General features: G+C 69.8%; 13 protein-coding genes. 9 read left to right on the forward strand and 4 right to left on the reverse strand.

Annotation, left to right across the window (positions count from 1 at the left end):
• Position 1 precedes the first annotated feature (1 nt).
• Entirely contained in the window at positions 2-865 is an 864-nt protein-coding gene (locus AC2XR2_RS13345; RefSeq protein WP_491515143.1) for a hypothetical protein, read from the reverse strand.
• 334 nt (positions 866-1199) lie between these two features.
• Between AC2XR2_RS13345 and AC2XR2_RS13350 the strand changes: the two genes are divergently transcribed.
• Positions 1200-2351, forward strand: coding sequence for a serine hydrolase domain-containing protein (locus tag AC2XR2_RS13350; RefSeq protein ID WP_491515144.1), 1152 nt, complete (start codon positions 1200-1202; stop codon positions 2349-2351).
• Between the two features lie 140 nt (positions 2352-2491).
• Here AC2XR2_RS13350 and AC2XR2_RS13355 read toward each other — a convergent pair whose 3' ends face one another.
• Both AC2XR2_RS13355 and AC2XR2_RS13360 read right to left on the reverse strand, forming a co-directional pair.
• A complete protein-coding gene (locus tag AC2XR2_RS13355) occupies positions 2492-2914 on the reverse strand; it encodes an organic hydroperoxide resistance protein (RefSeq protein WP_491515145.1) in 423 nt (140 codons plus the stop codon).
• Between the two features lie 96 nt (positions 2915-3010).
• A complete protein-coding gene (locus AC2XR2_RS13360; protein WP_491515146.1) occupies positions 3011-4009 on the reverse strand; it encodes an NADP-dependent oxidoreductase in 999 nt (332 codons plus the stop codon).
• 104 nt (positions 4010-4113) lie between these two features.
• Here AC2XR2_RS13360 and AC2XR2_RS13365 point away from each other — a divergent pair, with 104 nt between their 5' ends.
• Positions 4114-4548 (forward strand): MarR family winged helix-turn-helix transcriptional regulator, encoded by a 435-nt coding sequence (locus AC2XR2_RS13365; protein ID WP_330267215.1) that lies wholly within the window; start codon positions 4114-4116, stop codon positions 4546-4548.
• A 172-nt stretch (positions 4549-4720) separates the two neighbouring features.
• Here AC2XR2_RS13365 and AC2XR2_RS13370 read toward each other — a convergent pair whose 3' ends face one another.
• Positions 4721-6241 (reverse strand): SCO2400 family protein, encoded by a 1521-nt coding sequence (locus tag AC2XR2_RS13370; RefSeq protein ID WP_491515147.1) that lies wholly within the window; start codon positions 6239-6241, stop codon positions 4721-4723.
• Positions 6242-6542: 301 nt separating this feature from the next.
• Here AC2XR2_RS13370 and AC2XR2_RS13375 point away from each other — a divergent pair, with 301 nt between their 5' ends.
• The 7 genes from AC2XR2_RS13375 to AC2XR2_RS13405 all read left to right on the forward strand — a co-directional run bounded on the left by AC2XR2_RS13375 (position 6543) and on the right by AC2XR2_RS13405 (position 15083).
• Positions 6543-7700, forward strand: a complete 1158-nt coding sequence (locus AC2XR2_RS13375) for a mandelate racemase/muconate lactonizing enzyme family protein (RefSeq protein ID WP_491515148.1) — start codon at positions 6543-6545, stop codon at positions 7698-7700.
• A complete protein-coding gene (locus AC2XR2_RS13380; RefSeq protein WP_381301884.1) occupies positions 7697-8701 on the forward strand; it encodes a zinc-dependent alcohol dehydrogenase in 1005 nt (334 codons plus the stop codon). The genes AC2XR2_RS13375 and AC2XR2_RS13380 overlap by 4 nt, the downstream gene beginning before the upstream one ends.
• A 108-nt stretch (positions 8702-8809) precedes the next feature.
• Complete coding sequence (locus AC2XR2_RS13385) at positions 8810-9781, forward strand: hypothetical protein (protein ID WP_381301886.1); 972 nt, start codon at positions 8810-8812, stop codon at positions 9779-9781.
• Between the two features lie 143 nt (positions 9782-9924).
• Positions 9925-11031: a multiple monosaccharide ABC transporter substrate-binding protein gene (gene chvE, locus AC2XR2_RS13390; RefSeq protein ID WP_381301887.1), complete on the forward strand. Its 1107-nt coding sequence runs from the start codon at positions 9925-9927 to the stop codon at positions 11029-11031.
• A 49-nt stretch (positions 11032-11080) separates the two neighbouring features.
• A complete protein-coding gene (mmsA, locus tag AC2XR2_RS13395) occupies positions 11081-12631 on the forward strand; it encodes a multiple monosaccharide ABC transporter ATP-binding protein (RefSeq protein ID WP_123760490.1) in 1551 nt (516 codons plus the stop codon).
• Positions 12628-13872: a multiple monosaccharide ABC transporter permease gene (gene mmsB / locus AC2XR2_RS13400; RefSeq protein ID WP_381301889.1), complete on the forward strand. Its 1245-nt coding sequence runs from the start codon at positions 12628-12630 to the stop codon at positions 13870-13872. Before mmsA ends, mmsB begins: the two co-directional genes overlap by 4 nt.
• Before the next feature lie 62 nt (positions 13873-13934).
• Positions 13935-15083 carry an aldose epimerase family protein gene (locus AC2XR2_RS13405; protein WP_449351105.1) on the forward strand — a complete coding sequence of 383 codons (1149 nt, stop codon included), beginning with the start codon at positions 13935-13937 and terminating at the stop codon, positions 15081-15083.
• Positions 15084-15216 lie beyond the last annotated feature (133 nt).

The following is a 15216-nucleotide window of genomic DNA, read 5'->3' on the forward strand; positions in this document are numbered from 1 at the left end:
GTCAGGCCGGGGTCACGGCCACCACCACCCCCTGTTCCGCCGCCGGCGACACCGCCGCGGACACCCTGACCGCGACCGTCCGCGCCAGGCCGCCCACCCGGGAGGCGGCGGCCAGCAGCGCGGGCTGGAGCCGCTCCAGGCCGGTCACGAGCAGCTCCTCCCCCGCGATCAGCACCGGCCGGGCCGCCTTCGCCGTGGCCGCCGCCGCGTCCGTCAGGTCGGCGAACGGGGGCAGCGTCGCGCGTACGACACCGGCGCCGGCGCCCGCCGCACGTTCGGCCAGCGCCACCTGCAACGGCATCAGCGGAGCCAGCGCGGCCGTCAACGCGTCCGCGATGCGCCGCAGTTCGGGGCTGGAGTCGCGCAGGACGTCGGTCGCCGCGCGGATCAGCGGGGTGAGGGCGAGGAGCACTCCCGCGGCCACGCCCGCCGCCGCGGGGAGCAGCGGGGAGCTCGCCTCGACCAGCTCGCCCAGCGCGGCCGCGAACTCCTCGACCGCCGGTTCCACCGCGTCCAGGACGGGCAGCAGGCTGTCGCCCAGCGCCGCGAGCAGCACCCGGGCCGGTTCGCTCACCGGGTGCACGGCCAGGGGGGCGCCGCTGGTGCCGAGCCGGGTGAGGGTGTCGACGATCCGGTAGAACGCCTCCTGCGCCTGCGGGGACGCGCTCACCTCGGCCAGTTCGGCCGTCGTCTCGCGCAGCACCCGCAGCATCTCGGGGCCCGAACCGTCCTTCGGGTCGAAGGTGTTGATCGCGATCCTGGTGATGTTCCCGGCCGTGTCGAGCAGTTGGCCGGTGATGTCGGTGGTGCTGCGTGCCATGCGCAGGAGGTCGGTCCTGCTGGGGAGGGAGGGGATCGTTGCCATGGGCTTCTCCTGTGGGACTCGCCGCCCGCTTCCGCCGAGCACAGCATGCCCCGTCCGGACGGCCCGGGATGCGCCATCCGGGGCATCCGCGCCACCGACTCCCTCCTGGTGCGGTTGAGTCGAACAGGTACATCTCGCCGTACCGATCTCAGGAAGCTCCGGAGGAGGTACGCGTGCACACCACGAGCGGGCAGGCCGGCCGTGGAGCCGGTGGACGGCGACGGCGTGGTGCGCGGGGAGCGGTCGTACGCCACCGGGAACCCGCTGGTCCGCGCGCCGTCGGGCCTGTTCCGCCCTGGCGCACGCGAGCAGCGGCTGAAGTTGAGGAGAGCGGATGACGCAGGAGATCCACGGCACCGTCGCGGACGGCTTCGAGGCGGTGCGCGAGGAGTTCGCCGCTTTCGTGGCCGGCGAACGGCCCGACTACGAAGGGCAGTTGTGTGCCTATGTGCACGGCAGGCGGGTCGTCGACCTGTGGGCCGGCACGGACACCCGGCCCGACTCCCTCTACGGCGTGTTCTCGTCGACCAAGGGTGCCGCGCATCTGGTGGTGGCGCTCCTCGTCCAGGAGGGCACGCTGGAGCTGGACCGCAAAGTGACCTACTACTGGCCGGAGTTCGGGGCCGAGGGCAAGGCCCAGCTGACCCTGCGCGACCTGCTGGCGCACCGGGCCGGTGTGGTGGGCATCGACGGCGGTTTCAGCGCGCAGGAACTGGCGGACGACCGGGCGATGGCGGAACGGCTCGCGGACCAGAAGCCGTTCTGGCGGCCCGGCACGGCCTTCGGCTATCACGCCTACGTCATCGGCGCGCTCACCGGTGAGATCGTCCGGCGGGCGACCGGCCGCACCCTCCAGGAGGTGTACGAGGAGCGGATCCGGGCGCCGTACGGTCTGGACTTCCATCTGGGGCTGCCCGCGTCCCTGGAGCCGCGTTTCCGCTCCGTGCAGCCCATGGACCCGACGGCCGAGCAGCAGGCCCTGCTCGACGCGACGCCGACGGGGCCGCACACCCTGACCGCGATCGCCTTCAACCTCCAGGCGGCGGAGCCGCAGGAGCTGCTCGACCACGCCAACTCCCGTGCCGTGCGCGCGAAGGGACCGGCCTCGGCGGGCGGAGTGGCGGCGGCGCGCGGTCTGGCCGGGATGTACGCGGCGGCGATCAGCGAAGTCGGCGAGCGGCCGCCCCTGTTGAAGCCGGACACCATCGCGGAGGTGGGTCAGATCCACTCCATCGGCTACGACCTGGTCTCCCGCGCCCACCGGTCCTTCGGGCTGGGCTTCCAGGCCACGGCCGACATGACCCACCCGTTCCTCGGCGCCGGCGCCTTCGGGCACAGCGGCGCCGGCGGCTCGCAGGCCTTCGCCGATCCCCGCAGCGGCCTGGCCTACGGCTACACCCGCCGCCGGATGGCGTTCCCGGGAGGGGCGGCGCCGGAGAACCAGCGGCTCGTCAGGGCCGTACACCGGGCGGCGCTGGCGGTGTGACACGGGCGGGCGGCGCCGGCGGTGTGGCACGGGCAGGCGCCGGCGGTGTGACACGGGCAGCGCCGGCGGTGTGACACGAGCGCGGGCGGCACCCCACGTCCAGGGGTGCCGCCCGCGCCTTGTACGACCAACGAGTTCCGTCAGGCAAGCGTCACGGAGATGTTCCCGCGGGTCGCCTTCGAGTACGGGCAGACCTGGTGGGCCTTCTCGAGGAGGGCCCGGGCCGTGGTCGCGTCGGTGTTCGGGAGGGTCGCCGAGATCTCGACGATCAGTCCGAAGCCGTCGGCGTTCCTGCCGATGCCGACCTTGGCGGTGACCGTCGAGCCGGAGATGTCGGCCTTCTCCTGGCGGGCGACGACCCCGAGGGCGCCCTGGAAGCAGGCGCTGTAGCCGGCCGCGAAGAGCTGCTCGGGGTTGGTGCCGTGGCCGCTGCCGCCCATCTCCTCGGGCGGGTTGACGACCACGTCGAGCCTGCCGTCGTCGGTGGCGACCCGGCCGTCGCGGCCGTTCTCGGCGGTGGCGACGGCGGTGTACAGGACGTCGGACTGCTGGATCTCCGGCATGCGGTTGTCTTCCTCCTCGGTCCACCGCGACTCGCGCCCACGATCGACGGCGGGATTCGGAAAGAAGTTATCGCATGCCGGAAGTCCAGCACAGGGTCACAGCTTGACGATCATCTTTCCGGTGTTGTCGCCGCGCAGGACGCCGAGGAACGCCTCCAGGTTGTTCTCGATCCCCTCGACGACCGTCTCGCGGTACTTGAGCTGCCCGGACGCCACCCACGGGCCGACCTCGGAGACGAACTGGGGCTGGAGGTCGTAGTGGTCGCCGACCAGGAAGCCCTCGATGCGGCCGCGGGTCTGGATCAGGCGGGCGAGGTTGCGCGGGCCGGGGGCCGCCTCGGTGTTGTTGTAGACGGAGATCATGCCGCAGACCGCGATCCGGCCACCCTGGTTCAGGGAGCCGATGGCGGCCTCCAGGTGGTCGCCGCCGACGTTGTCGAAGTAGATGTCGACGCCGTCCGGGGCCGCCTCGCGCAGCTGGTCGCTGACCTTGCCGTTCTTGTAGTTGAAGGCAGCGTCGAAGCCGTACTCCTCGACGAGCAGCTTGACCTTCTCGTCGGAGCCGGCCGAGCCGATGACCCGGGAGGCGCCCTTGAGCTTGGCGATCTGACCGACCTGGCTGCCGACGGCACCCGCGGCGCCGGAGACGAAGACCGAGTCGCCCTCCTTGAAGGAGGCGGCGCGCAGCAGGCCGGCGTAGGCGGTGAGGCCGGTCATGCCGAGGACGCCAAGGTAGGTGGACAGGGGCGCGGCGTCGGCGTCGACCTTGACGGCCTGCTGGGCGTCGAAGGTGGCGTACTCGCGCCAGCCGCCGAAGTGCAGGACGTGGTCGCCTACGGCGACGCCCTCGGCGTTGGAGGCGATGACCTCACCGACCGCGCCGCCCTGCATGGCCTTGTTCAGCTCGAAGGGGGCGGTGTACGACTTCGCGGCGCTCATGCGGCCGCGCATGTACGGGTCGACCGAGAGGTACTTGTTCCGCACCAGGACCTGTCCCTCACCGGGCTGCCGGACCTCCGCCTCGACCAGGGCGAAGTCCTCGGGCTTGGGCCAGCCGACGGGACGGCTGAGCAGGTGCCATTCGCGGTTGATCATGACAGAGCCTTTCGGGTTCACTTCAGTGCGATTTACTTCAGTACCTGAAACAACCATGCCTCTGAATATTTCAGGTTGTCAAGTAACGGGGTACGCTGGAGGGCATGTCCACTCCTCACAAGACCCGGCCCGACCCGCTGACCATGGAAGTCGTGGAGCTCATCGGGGACGTGGTGGCCCGCTTCCACTCGGACTACGAGGACGCGGCCGCGGAGCACGCCCTCACCGGAGCGCAGGCGCGGCTGCTGAGTCTGCTGTCCCTGGAGCCGCTGCCCATGCGCAAGCTGGCCCAGAAACTGAAGTGTGAGCCGTCCAACGTCACCGGGATCGTGGACCGGCTGGAGGCGCGCGGGCTGGTGGAGCGGCGGCCGGATCCGGCGGACCGGCGGGTGAAGGTGGCGGTGGCGACGGAGGCGGGGCTGGGGGTGGCCCGGTCACTGCGGGAGGGGTTGCGGTTCGCCCGGGAGCCGCTGGCGGGGTTGTCGGCGGGTGAGCGGGAGTCCTTGCGGGACTTCTTGCGGCGGATGCTGGAGGTCTAGCGGCGGCGGGGGTGCGGGGTGCCGTGCGGTGCCGGGTGCGGGTCCGTGGGGGCTGGTCGCGCAGTTCCCCCTGAAAGCGGTGGGTACAGCTGGGCACGCTCCGACTGCACCCACCCAGGGGCGCGGGGAACTGCGCGACCAGGCTCCACCGGGCCGCGGCCGAAGGACTCGGCTAGGTGCACCACCACAGGAAGCGTTCGCATTCCGTCGGGGACGGGTCCGGGCTCGGCGCCGGCGTCGTGGGGGCGGCCGTCGGTGCCGAGCCGCCGCCCGTGGCCGTCGCCGTAGCCGTCGGAGTCGACGCACCGGGCGTCTTCGTGGTCGCCGACTGCGCGTCGGGGCTCTTGCTCGCGTCGGCGTCCTCGCTCTTGGACGGGGAGGCCGACGGGGATGTGGAGGCCTTTGACGGGGGGGACGCCGAAGGAACGGTTCCGCTGGAGCCGGTGGCCGTGGACGCCGACTCGCTCGCCTCCGGGGAGGCCCCGCCCTCGGCCGACTCGTCGCCCGCCGCGGCCGGCTTGGGGGAGGATCCCGGGGCGTCCATGCCGAGCTCCGCGAGGCTCAGCCCGCCGGCCGCGAGCACGAAGCCGGCGGCTATGAGCAGGGTCCTGCGGCGGCGCCGGCGGTGGGCGGCGGCTTTGCGATCGCGTCGGCTCGCGCCGGCGGCGGAGGCGTCGGGGCCCTCGTCGTCTGCGTCGTACTCGTCGCCCCCGTCGTAGCCGCCCTGCCCGTCGCCACCCTCGGGGGCGTCGTCGGTGTGGGCGGTGCCGTCGGTGCCGTCGGTGCGCTGCGTGTCCTCGGCGCCCCGGCCCCGCGCGCGCCGCCGCGAGGCCCGACCGGTCGGCTCCGCCGCGTCGGCAGGGGTGCCGCTCGCGGGGTCGCCACCGGCAGCGGAGGGACTGTGCTCGGCGCCAGGGTCGGTCACGGAACCGAGGCCGCCCTCAGAACCCTGCGCCAGGCCGCCAGCGGAACCGTGGCCGGCGCCGGGCCTCTGGCCGGGACCGGGACCCTGACCGGGGCCGGGGCCGGGACCCTGGGCTTGGCCGGCGCCGGGACCTTGGCCTGAGCCGAAGCCCTGGCCGGCGCCGGCACCCTGGCCGAGGCCGCCACCTGAGCCCTGGCCAGGGCCGAACCCCTGGCCTTGGCCAGCGCCGGAGCTCAAGCCGGAGCCAGAACCGGAGCCTCCGCCGACGTGAGCCGAGCCGTGGTCCACCCCGGCCCCGCCGGCCATCGAGGGGCTCGCGTACGGGGCGTCGCCGTGGCCCCCGCCGCCGTAAGAAGAATCACCCTGCGCCCCGTAGGCCGTGCCGCCCTGTCCCCCGCCGTGGACGCCCTCGCCGCCGTAAGCCGCTCCGGCCTCACCACCCCCGGCGTTCCCGCCGTACGAGGCGAAGGCGCGCGGGCCCGTCTCCGTGCTCGGGCTGTACCCGGCAGAACCCTGGGCCCCGTAGCCGCCGCCCGCGTACGCCCCGGCCGTCACCTCATGGGTCGTATACGCGCCCGCGTGGGAGCCGGTGGTGTACTGCGCCTCCGTGCCGTACGTCACGTACGCCGGGGTGGGTGAAGGATTCTGCGGGTGGGCCTGGGCCGGCACGCGCGGGGCGCTCGCGCGCAGGTCTTCGATCGAGGTGCCGCACCCCGGGCAGGCGAGGGCGCCGTTGAGGTGCCGTCGGCACGGGTCGCAGTAGTCCATGTCGCGGGAAGACTAAGTTCCTCTCACGTGGCATTCATAGTCGCACCTGTGAAGGTTGTGTGCTGAACTACCCGTGACGGCGTGGCGAGTTGAGGGTTTCGCCGGGGACCGTTCGGGCATCCTTCCCGATCTCCCCGAAACCGCCTCCGAAAGCCGTGTCGAAAGCAGTGTCGAAACCGTTATGCGTGCGCCCCATTGACACTCCCCTCACCCCCTCCTTACTGTCACGTCAGCATTTCGAACGTATGACGAAATTTCGAACAGCGTCACTGAGCCGACGAAGCAACGAGGGGCAACCGCCGTGCGCATCACCGGAATCAGCACACACGTGGTCGGGACGCCTTGGCGCAACCTGACGTACGTCCTGGTGCACACCGACGACGGCATCACCGGAGTCGGCGAGACCCGGATGCTGGGACACACCGACGCGCTGATCGGCTACCTGCGTGAGGCCGAGGCCAATCACATTCTCGGCTCCGACCCCTTCGCTGTCGAGGACCTCGTCAAGAGGATGAAGTACGGCGACTACGGCCGGGCCGGCGAGATCGTGATGTCCGGAATCGCCGTGATCGAGATGGCCTGCTGGGACATCAAGGGCAAGGCTCTCGGCGTACCGGTCTGGCAGCTCCTCGGCGGCAAGGTCACCGACAAGGTCAAGGCGTACGCCAACGGCTGGTACACCACCGAGCGGACGCCCGAGGCGTACCACAAGGCCGCCCTCGGCGTGATCGAGCGCGGCTACAAGGCGCTCAAGATCGACCCCTTCGGCACCGGCCACTTCGAGCTGGACCACGAGCAGAGCCTGTACGCCGTCTCCCTGATCGAGGCCGTACGGGACGCCATCGGCCCGGACGCCGAGCTGATGCTGGAGATGCACGGCCGGTTCTCGCCGGCGACCGCGGTCCGGCTGGCCAAGGACCTCGCGCCCTTCAAGCCCGCGTGGCTGGAGGAGCCGGTGCCGCCGGAGAACCTGAAGGCGCTGGAGAAGGTCGCCGCCAAGGTCGACATCCCGGTGGCCACCGGTGAGCGGATCCACGACCGCATCGAGTTCCGCGAGCTCTTCGAGAGCCAGGCCGTGGACATCATCCAGCCCGACGTCGGCCACATCGGCGGCATCTGGGAGACCCGGAAGCTGGCCGCCACCGCCGAGACCCACTACATGCTGGTCGCCCCGCACAACGTCGGCGGGCCGGTGCTGACCGCCGCCTCCCTCCAGGTCGGCTTCACCACCCCGAACTTCAAGATCCTGGAGCACTTCAACGACTTCGCCGACGCGGAGATCAAGAAGGTCGTCAAGGGCGCCCCGCAGGTCGTGGACGGCTACTTCCACCTCTCCGACGCGCCCGGTCTCGGGGTCGAGCTGGACGTGGACGCGGCCGCCGAGTTCCCCCAGCAGCAGGCGCGCTTCGACCTGTGGGCCGAGGGCTGGGAGCAGCGCAAGCCGAAGGGCACCCTGTGAGCTCTCAGGTCGTCATCGAGGCGCCCGGCGAGCACCGGCTCGACGAGCACACGCCTCGTGAGCCCGCGGCCGGGGAGGCGCTGGTGCGCGTCCACGCCGTGGGGATCTGCGGCAGCGACCGTGAGGTGTACGAGGGCAACCGGCCCGAGGGATATGTCCGCTATCCCCTCACCCCAGGCCACGAGTGGTCCGGGACGGTCGAGGCGGTGGGTGCGGCGGTGCCTTCGACTCTTGTCGGCCGGAAGGTCGTGGGCGAGGGCTTCCGCAACTGCCAGGTCTGCGAGCGCTGCCACGCGGGTGAGACGACCCTGTGCGTGGCCGGGTACGAGGAGACCGGGTTCACCCAGCCGGGTGCGATGGCCCCCACCCTCACTCTGCCTGCGCGTCTGCTCCATGTGCTGCCCGACAACGCCGACCTCACGGCTGCGGCGCTGCTGGAGCCGGCCGCCTGCATCGCGTCCGCCGTGCTCAAGGTGAACCCCCAGCCCGGCGAGCGGGTGGCCGTGGTGGGGGCCGGCACGCTCGGGATGCTCGCCGTTCAGTTCCTGAAGGCGTACTCGCCGGGCGAGCTGCTCATGGTGGGCACCCGGCCGGACCGGGCGGGGCTTTCGAAAGCTTTCGGCGCCGACGTCTTCCGGACGAAGGACCAGGAGCTCCCCCACGACTTCGACGTCGTCATCGAGACCGCCGGGTCCGCGTCCGCCGCGCGCACCGCGGCCTCGCTGCTCCGGCGCGGCGGACGCCTGGTCCTGACGGGCATCCCGGCACCGGGTGCCGAGGGTCTCGACCCGACGGACCTGGTCGTACGGCAGCTGGAGGTGCGCGCCGTCTTCGGGGCCCCGCCGAACGCGTGGGCGCACGCGGTGCGGGTCTTCGGCGCCGGTGTGCTGAATCTTCTGCCGTTGGTGACGCACGAGCTGCCGCTGGACGAGTTCCCGGAGGCGATCGAGCTGGTCGGGTCCGGCGATCCGATGGTCGGGAAGGTGCTGCTCCGCCCCTAGACGTACGTCGGTACGGGGTGACCTGACCACCCCGTACCGGCGTACCCCACGCCCCGCACGACCTGAGCCGCGAACCTTGTCCGACATATCGAACACGAAGGACAGCACGTGACGACCGACGCATCCGCTCCGGCGGCCCGCAGACCCGGTGAGCCGGCCCTCACCGCGCTCGGCCTGGGTTCGCCCGCCCCCGATCCCGCCGACGCCTCGCCGCACGCCTTCCCCGGCGGCGGCCGGTGGCGCACCGAGATCCCCTCGTGCGAGGGTCCGGAAGCGCTGGCCGTCGTCCTGAAGGAAGCCTCGCGGCTGGACGTGCCGATCCACCGGATCAGCCAGGGCAGTGGCGTGTGGATGCTGACCGACGCCGAGATCACGGAGATGGTCGACGGGACGAACGAGCGGGACATCGAGCTCTGCCTGTTCACCGGTCCACGCGGCACCTGGGACATCGGCGGCTCGGTGCGCACCGACTCGCGCGGCGGGGGTCTGCGGGCCCGCGGACTCGACGCGGTGGCCGGCTGCGTCGAAGACGCCGTCCGGGCAACGGAGTTGGGCGTCAAGTGCCTCCTCGTGGCCGACGAGGGCGTGCTGTGGACCCTGCACCGGGCGCGCACCGCCGGGCTCCTCCCGGCCGACACCACACTGAAGTTGAGCGCGCTCGTGGGGCCGGTCAATCCGGCCGCGTTCGCGGTCTACGAGAACCTGGGCGCCGACTCCATCAACGTGCCCAGCGATCTGACGCTCGATCACCTCACCGAGATCCGGCGGGTGTCGGCCGCTCCGATGGACATGTACATCGAGGCGCCCGACGACCTCGGCGGTTATGTGCGGATGTACGAGGTCGCCGAACTGATCCGGCGCGGCGCACCGCTCTACCTCAAGTTCGGCCTGTCCAAGGCCCCGGGGATCTACCCCTACGGCCACCACCTGCGCGACCTCACCCTGAACACGGCCCGGGAACGGGTGCGGCGGGGGCGGCTCGCCCTGGATCTGCTCGCCCGGCACGGAGCGGACGGCGACATGGCGCCGCTCGGCTCCCGGCTGCCGGGCGCACTGCAACGGTTCGGAACACCCTCATAACGTTCCGGGCAACGCCCCTTCACAAAACACGACGCAGCCACACACAATCCAACACACCTTTTCTCGGTCAGAGCCCGCACCTCCTTGCCAGAGTGTCCTCGCACCACCAGACCGAGCCCGTCCCGACATCAAGGATGATGATCATGCGTACTCGTCGAGCCGCACTCACCGCCATAGCCGGCGCCGCCTCCCTCGCCCTGACCCTCACCGCCTGCGGCCAGGACAGCGAGGGCGGCAGCAAGGAATCCACCGGAAGCGCGAAGGGAGGCACCATCGGCATCGCGATGCCGACCAAGTCCTCCGAGCGCTGGATCGCCGACGGCAACAACGTCGTCAAGAACCTCCAGGCCAAGGGCTACAAGACCAAGCTCGTCTACGGCGAGGACGACCCGGACCAGCAGGTCTCGCAGATCGAGAACCTGATCACGCAGGGCGTCAAGGGCCTGATCGTCGCGGCGATCGACAACAAGTCCCTGAACAACGTGCTCCAGCAGGCCAAGGACGCCAAGATCCCGGTCATCGCCTACGACCGCCTGATCCTCGGCACGCCGAACGTCGACTATTACGCGTCCTTCGACAACACCAAGGTCGGCGAGCTCCAGGCCAACTACATCGTCGACAAGCTCGGCCTGAAGAGCGGCAAGGGCCCCTTCAACATCGAGCTGTTCGCCGGCTCCAACGACGACAACAACACCAAGTACTTCTTCGGTGGCGCGATGAGCGTGCTCCAGCCGTACATCGACAGCAAGAAGCTCGTGGTCAAGTCCGGCCAGACCAAGCTCACCCAGGTCACCACCCTGCGCTGGGACGGCGCCACCGCCCAGAAGCGCATGGAGGACATCCTCACCTCGACCTACACCAGCGGTAAGGTCGACGCGGTCCTGTCGCCGTACGACGGCATCTCCATCGGCATCCTCGCCGCCCTGAAGTCGGACGGCTACGGCAAGGGCAGCAAGCCGATCCCGGTCATCACCGGCCAGGACGCCGAGCTCGCCTCGGTGAAGTCGATCATCGCGGGCCAGCAGACGCAGACCGTCTACAAGGACACCCGCAAGCTCGCCGAGGTCGCCTCGACCATGGTGGACGACGTCCTCAACGGCAAGAAGCCCGAGGTCAACGACACCAAGACGTACGACAACGGCACCAAGGTCATCCCGGCCTACCTGCTCCAGCCGGTGAGCGTCGACAAGACCAACTACACCAAGGAACTGGTCGACACGGGCTACTACAAGGCGAGCGAGCTCAACTAGTCAGCGCTCATCCGTCGGCCCGATTCCCCACTGATTGAAAGGCACGACCATGGCGGGACCCGTCCTGGAAATGCGCTCGATCGTCAAGACCTTTCCCGGCGTCAAAGCGCTGTCGGACGTCACTCTGACCGTCCGTCAGGGCGAGGTCCATGCCATCTGCGGTGAGAACGGCGCCGGGAAGTCCACCTTGATGAAGGTGCTCTCCGGCGTCCATCCGCACGGCACGTACGAGGGCGACATCCTCTTCGAGGGAGAGATCGTCTCCTTCAAGGACATCCGCGCGAGCGAGCAGCACGGCATCGTGATCATCCATCAGGAACTGGCCCTGGTGCCGTTCCTGTCGATCGCGGAGAACATCTTCCTCGGCAACGAACACGCCTCCGGCGGGTTCATCAACTGGAACGAGACGCTGAAGCACGCCACCGAGCTGCTGCGCCGGGTGGGTCTGAGCGACCACCCGGAGACCCGGATCGCCGACATCGGCGTGGGCAAGCAGCAGCTGGTGGAGATCGCCAAGGCGCTCTCGAAGAAGGTGAAGCTGCTGATCCTGGACGAGCCGACCGCGGCTCTGAACGACGAGGACAGCGGCAAACTCCTGGATCTCATCCTGGAGTTGAAGAAGCAGGGCATCACCTCGATCATCATCTCCCACAAGCTCAACGAGATCCGCCGGGTCGCCGACTCGGTCACGATCATCCGCGACGGGAAGTCGATCGAGACCCTGGACGTGAAGGCCCCGGAGACCACCGAGGACCGGATCATCTCGGGCATGGTCGGCCGCGACCTCGACCACCGCTTCCCCGAGCGCACTCCCTACGAGGGCGAGAAGGACGCGGCCCCGGCCCTCGAGATCCGCAACTGGACCGTGCACCACCCGATCGACCAGCAGCGCAAGGTCGTCGACGACGTGTCGATCCATGTGCGGCGCGGGGAGATCGTCGGCATCGCGGGCCTGATGGGCGCGGGGCGCACCGAACTCGCGATGAGCGTGTTCGGGCGCACCTACGGCCGGCACGCGGGCGGTCAGGTCTTCAAGGACGGCGAGGAGATCCGTACGAAGACCGTCGCGGAGGCGGTCGAGCACGGGATCGCGTACGTCACCGAGGACCGCAAGCACTACGGCCTCAACCTCATCGACAACATCAACCGGAACATCTCGCTGACGGCCCTGAACAAGGTCGCCAAGCGCGGGGTGGTCGACGAGCACGAGGAGCGGAAGGTCGCCGAGCGCTTCCGCAAGTCGATGAACATCAAGGCCCCGACCGTCTTCGAGACGGTGGGCCGGTTGTCCGGCGGCAACCAGCAGAAGGTCGTCCTCAGCAAGTGGATCTTCGCGGGTCCCGAGGTGCTGATCCTGGACGAGCCCACGCGCGGGATCGACGTGGGCGCCAAGTACGAGATCTACACGGTCATCGACCAGCTGGCCGCCGAGGGCAAGGCGGTCGTCTTCATCTCCTCCGAGCTGCCGGAGCTGCTCGGGATGTGCGACCGCATCTACACCATGGCCGCCGGACGGCTCACGGGTGAGGTCCCGCGGGCCGAGGCCACGCAGGAAGTGCTGATGCGCCAGATGACGAAGGACAAAGAGGTAACGCGATGAGCACCGATGTGACGAAGGTTCCGGCCACGGCGCCGCCGGGCAAGGGCGGGGGGTCGTCCTCCGGTGAGGGCCTGCTCCAGCTGATGGTCGGCGGACTGCGCCGCAACATGCGGCAGTACGGCATGCTGATCGCGCTCGGCCTGATCGTCGCGCTGTTCGCGGTGTGGACCGACGGCGACCTGCTGCTGCCGCGCAACGTCTCCAACCTGGTGCTCCAGAACAGCTACATCCTGATCCTCGCGATCGGCATGATGCTGGTGATCATCGCGGGGCACATCGACCTGTCGGTCGGTTCACTGACCGCGTTCGTGGGCGCCTTCGCGGCCGTGCTGACCGTGCAGCACGACGTGGCCTGGCCGATCGCGCTGGTGCTGACCCTGGTGGTGGGCGCGGTCGCGGGCTCGGTGCAGGGCTATCTGATCGCGTATCTCGGCATACCGTCGTTCATCGTGACCCTGGCGGGCATGCTGCTCTTCCGCGGTCTGACGGAGATCCTGCTGGAGGGCCAGACCCTCGGCCCGTTCCCGGACGGTCTGCAGAAGCTCGGCAACGGCTTCCTGCCCGAGGTCGGCCCGGACACCAACTACCACAACCTCACCCTGCTGCTGGGCTTCGCGCTGCTGGCCTTCGTGATCTACCAGGAGGTCCGCGACCGCAAGCGCCAGCAGGAGTTCGCGCTGGACGTGCTGCCCAGGAACGCCTTCCTGCTCAAGCTCGTCGCGATCGCCGCGGCGATCCTCGCGGTCACGATGCTGCTCGCCAGCTACCAGGGCGCGCCGATCATCCTGATCGTCCTGGGCGCGCTGGTGGTCGGCTACGGCTACGTCATGCGCAACGCGGTCTTCGGCCGGCACATCTACGCGATCGGCGGCAACCTGCCGGCCGCGAAGCTGTCCGGCGTCAAGGACAAGAAGGTCACCTTCCTTGTCTTCCTGAACATGGGCGTGCTCGCGGCCCTGGCGGGTCTGGTGGTAGCCGCCCGCCTGAACGCGGCCTCCCCGAAGGCGGGCCTGAACTTCGAACTCGAGGCGATCGCCTCGTCGTTCATCGGTGGCGCGTCCATGAGCGGCGGTGTGGGTACCGTCCTCGGCGCGATCATCGGTGGTCTCGTCCTCGGTGTGCTGAACAACGGTATGAACCTCCTGAGCGTCGGCACCGACTGGCAACAGGTCATCAAGGGCCTCGCCCTGCTGGCCGCGGTCGGGTTCGACGTCTGGAACAAGCGCAAGTCCGGTTCGTAACACATCTCTCGGGCCCCGTCGGAACAACCGGCGGGGCCCGCTTCCTTCACAGGAGCCGCTAGATGGAACTGAACAGACGCACGGTCATCGCGGGTGCCGCGGCCGCGGGCATCGCCGCCACCACCCTCGGAGGCACCGCCGAGGCCGCCGGCAGCAAGAAGCCGACCAAGAAGCTCTTCGGCAAGCTCGCCGACGGCACCAAGGTCTACATCTGGTCGCTGGCCAACGGCGGCACCCGCCTGAAGGTCCTCTCCTGGGGCGGCGTCGTGCAGTCCCTGGAGATCCCGGACCGCAAGGGCCACTACGCCAACGTCTCGGCGGGCTTCGACAACATCGAGGACTACGTCGCCAAGACCCCGTACTTCGGCGCGCTGATCGGGCGTTACGGCAACCGCATCGCCAAGGGCCAGTTCACCCTCGACGGCAAGAGCTACCAGCTCTCCGTCAACGACGGGGTCAACAGCCTGCACGGCGGCACCCAGGGCTTCGACAAGCGGGTGTGGGACGTCGAGCCGTTCACCAAGGGCACGGACGTCGGCCTGCACCTGTACTACACCTCGGTCGACGGCGAGATGGGCTACCCCGGCACCCTCAAGGTGAAGGTGACGTACACCCTCACCCGGCACGGCGACTGGCGGATCGACTACGAGGCCACCACCGACAAGGCCACCGTGGTCAACCTGACCAGCCACGTGTACTGGAACCTGGGCGGCGAGGGCACCGGCACCATCGAGGACCACGAGCTGAAGATCGCCGCCTCCCGCTACACGCCCACCGACTCGGGCCTCATCCCGACCGGTGAGCTGGCGAAGGTCGCGGGCACCCCCTTCGACTTCCGCAAGGGCAAGGCGATCGGCCGGGACATCCGCACCGGGCACCCCCAGCTGGTCACCGCCAAGGGCTTCGACCACAACTGGGTCCTGGACAAGGGCATCACGGCCAAGCCGGAGCACGTGGCGACCCTGCGCGACCCGCACTCGGGCCGTACCCTGAAGATCGCCTCCAACGAGCCCGGGCTGCAGTTCTACTCGGGCAACTTCCTCGACGGCACCCTGGTCGGCCCCTCCGGCCACACGTACCGTCAGGGGGACGCGCTGTGCCTCGAGACGCAGCACTTCCCGGACTCGCCGAACCACCCGTCGTTCCCCTCGACGGTGCTGCGTCCCGGCCAGACGTACAGGACCACGACGATCCACTCGTTCGACGCCTGACCTGGTAAGACGCCGAGTCCGGGACCGGGGTTCCCGAACTCACACTTCTTTCACACCCGTTGAACAGCGCCACGCAGGAATCCGTATGTAAGGGCGGCCCGTGCTCCCCCGCGCGGGCCACCCAATGACGACG

This window comes from Streptomyces sp. LS-MS-L19, from assembly GCF_058382285.1.

Excerpts from the sequence above, each read along its gene's own strand:
- AC2XR2_RS13355 (WP_491515145.1), bottom strand. The coding sequence starts at position 2,914 with ATGCCGGAGATCCAGCAGTCCGACGTCCTGTACACCGCCGTCGCCACC.
- AC2XR2_RS13370 (WP_491515147.1), bottom strand. The coding sequence starts at position 6,241 with ATGGACTACTGCGACCCGTGCCGACGGCACCTCAACGGCGCCCTCGCC.
- AC2XR2_RS13365 (WP_330267215.1), top strand. The coding sequence starts at position 4,114 with ATGTCCACTCCTCACAAGACCCGGCCCGACCCGCTGACCATGGAAGTC.
- mmsA (WP_123760490.1), top strand. The coding sequence starts at position 11,081 with ATGGCGGGACCCGTCCTGGAAATGCGCTCGATCGTCAAGACCTTTCCC.
- chvE (WP_381301887.1), top strand. The coding sequence starts at position 9,925 with ATGCGTACTCGTCGAGCCGCACTCACCGCCATAGCCGGCGCCGCCTCC.
- mmsB (WP_381301889.1), top strand. The coding sequence starts at position 12,628 with ATGAGCACCGATGTGACGAAGGTTCCGGCCACGGCGCCGCCGGGCAAG.
- AC2XR2_RS13350 (WP_491515144.1), top strand. The coding sequence starts at position 1,200 with ATGACGCAGGAGATCCACGGCACCGTCGCGGACGGCTTCGAGGCGGTG.
- AC2XR2_RS13360 (WP_491515146.1), bottom strand. The coding sequence starts at position 4,009 with ATGATCAACCGCGAATGGCACCTGCTCAGCCGTCCCGTCGGCTGGCCC.
- AC2XR2_RS13405 (WP_449351105.1), top strand. The coding sequence starts at position 13,935 with ATGGAACTGAACAGACGCACGGTCATCGCGGGTGCCGCGGCCGCGGGC.
- AC2XR2_RS13345 (WP_491515143.1), bottom strand. The coding sequence starts at position 865 with ATGGCAACGATCCCCTCCCTCCCCAGCAGGACCGACCTCCTGCGCATG.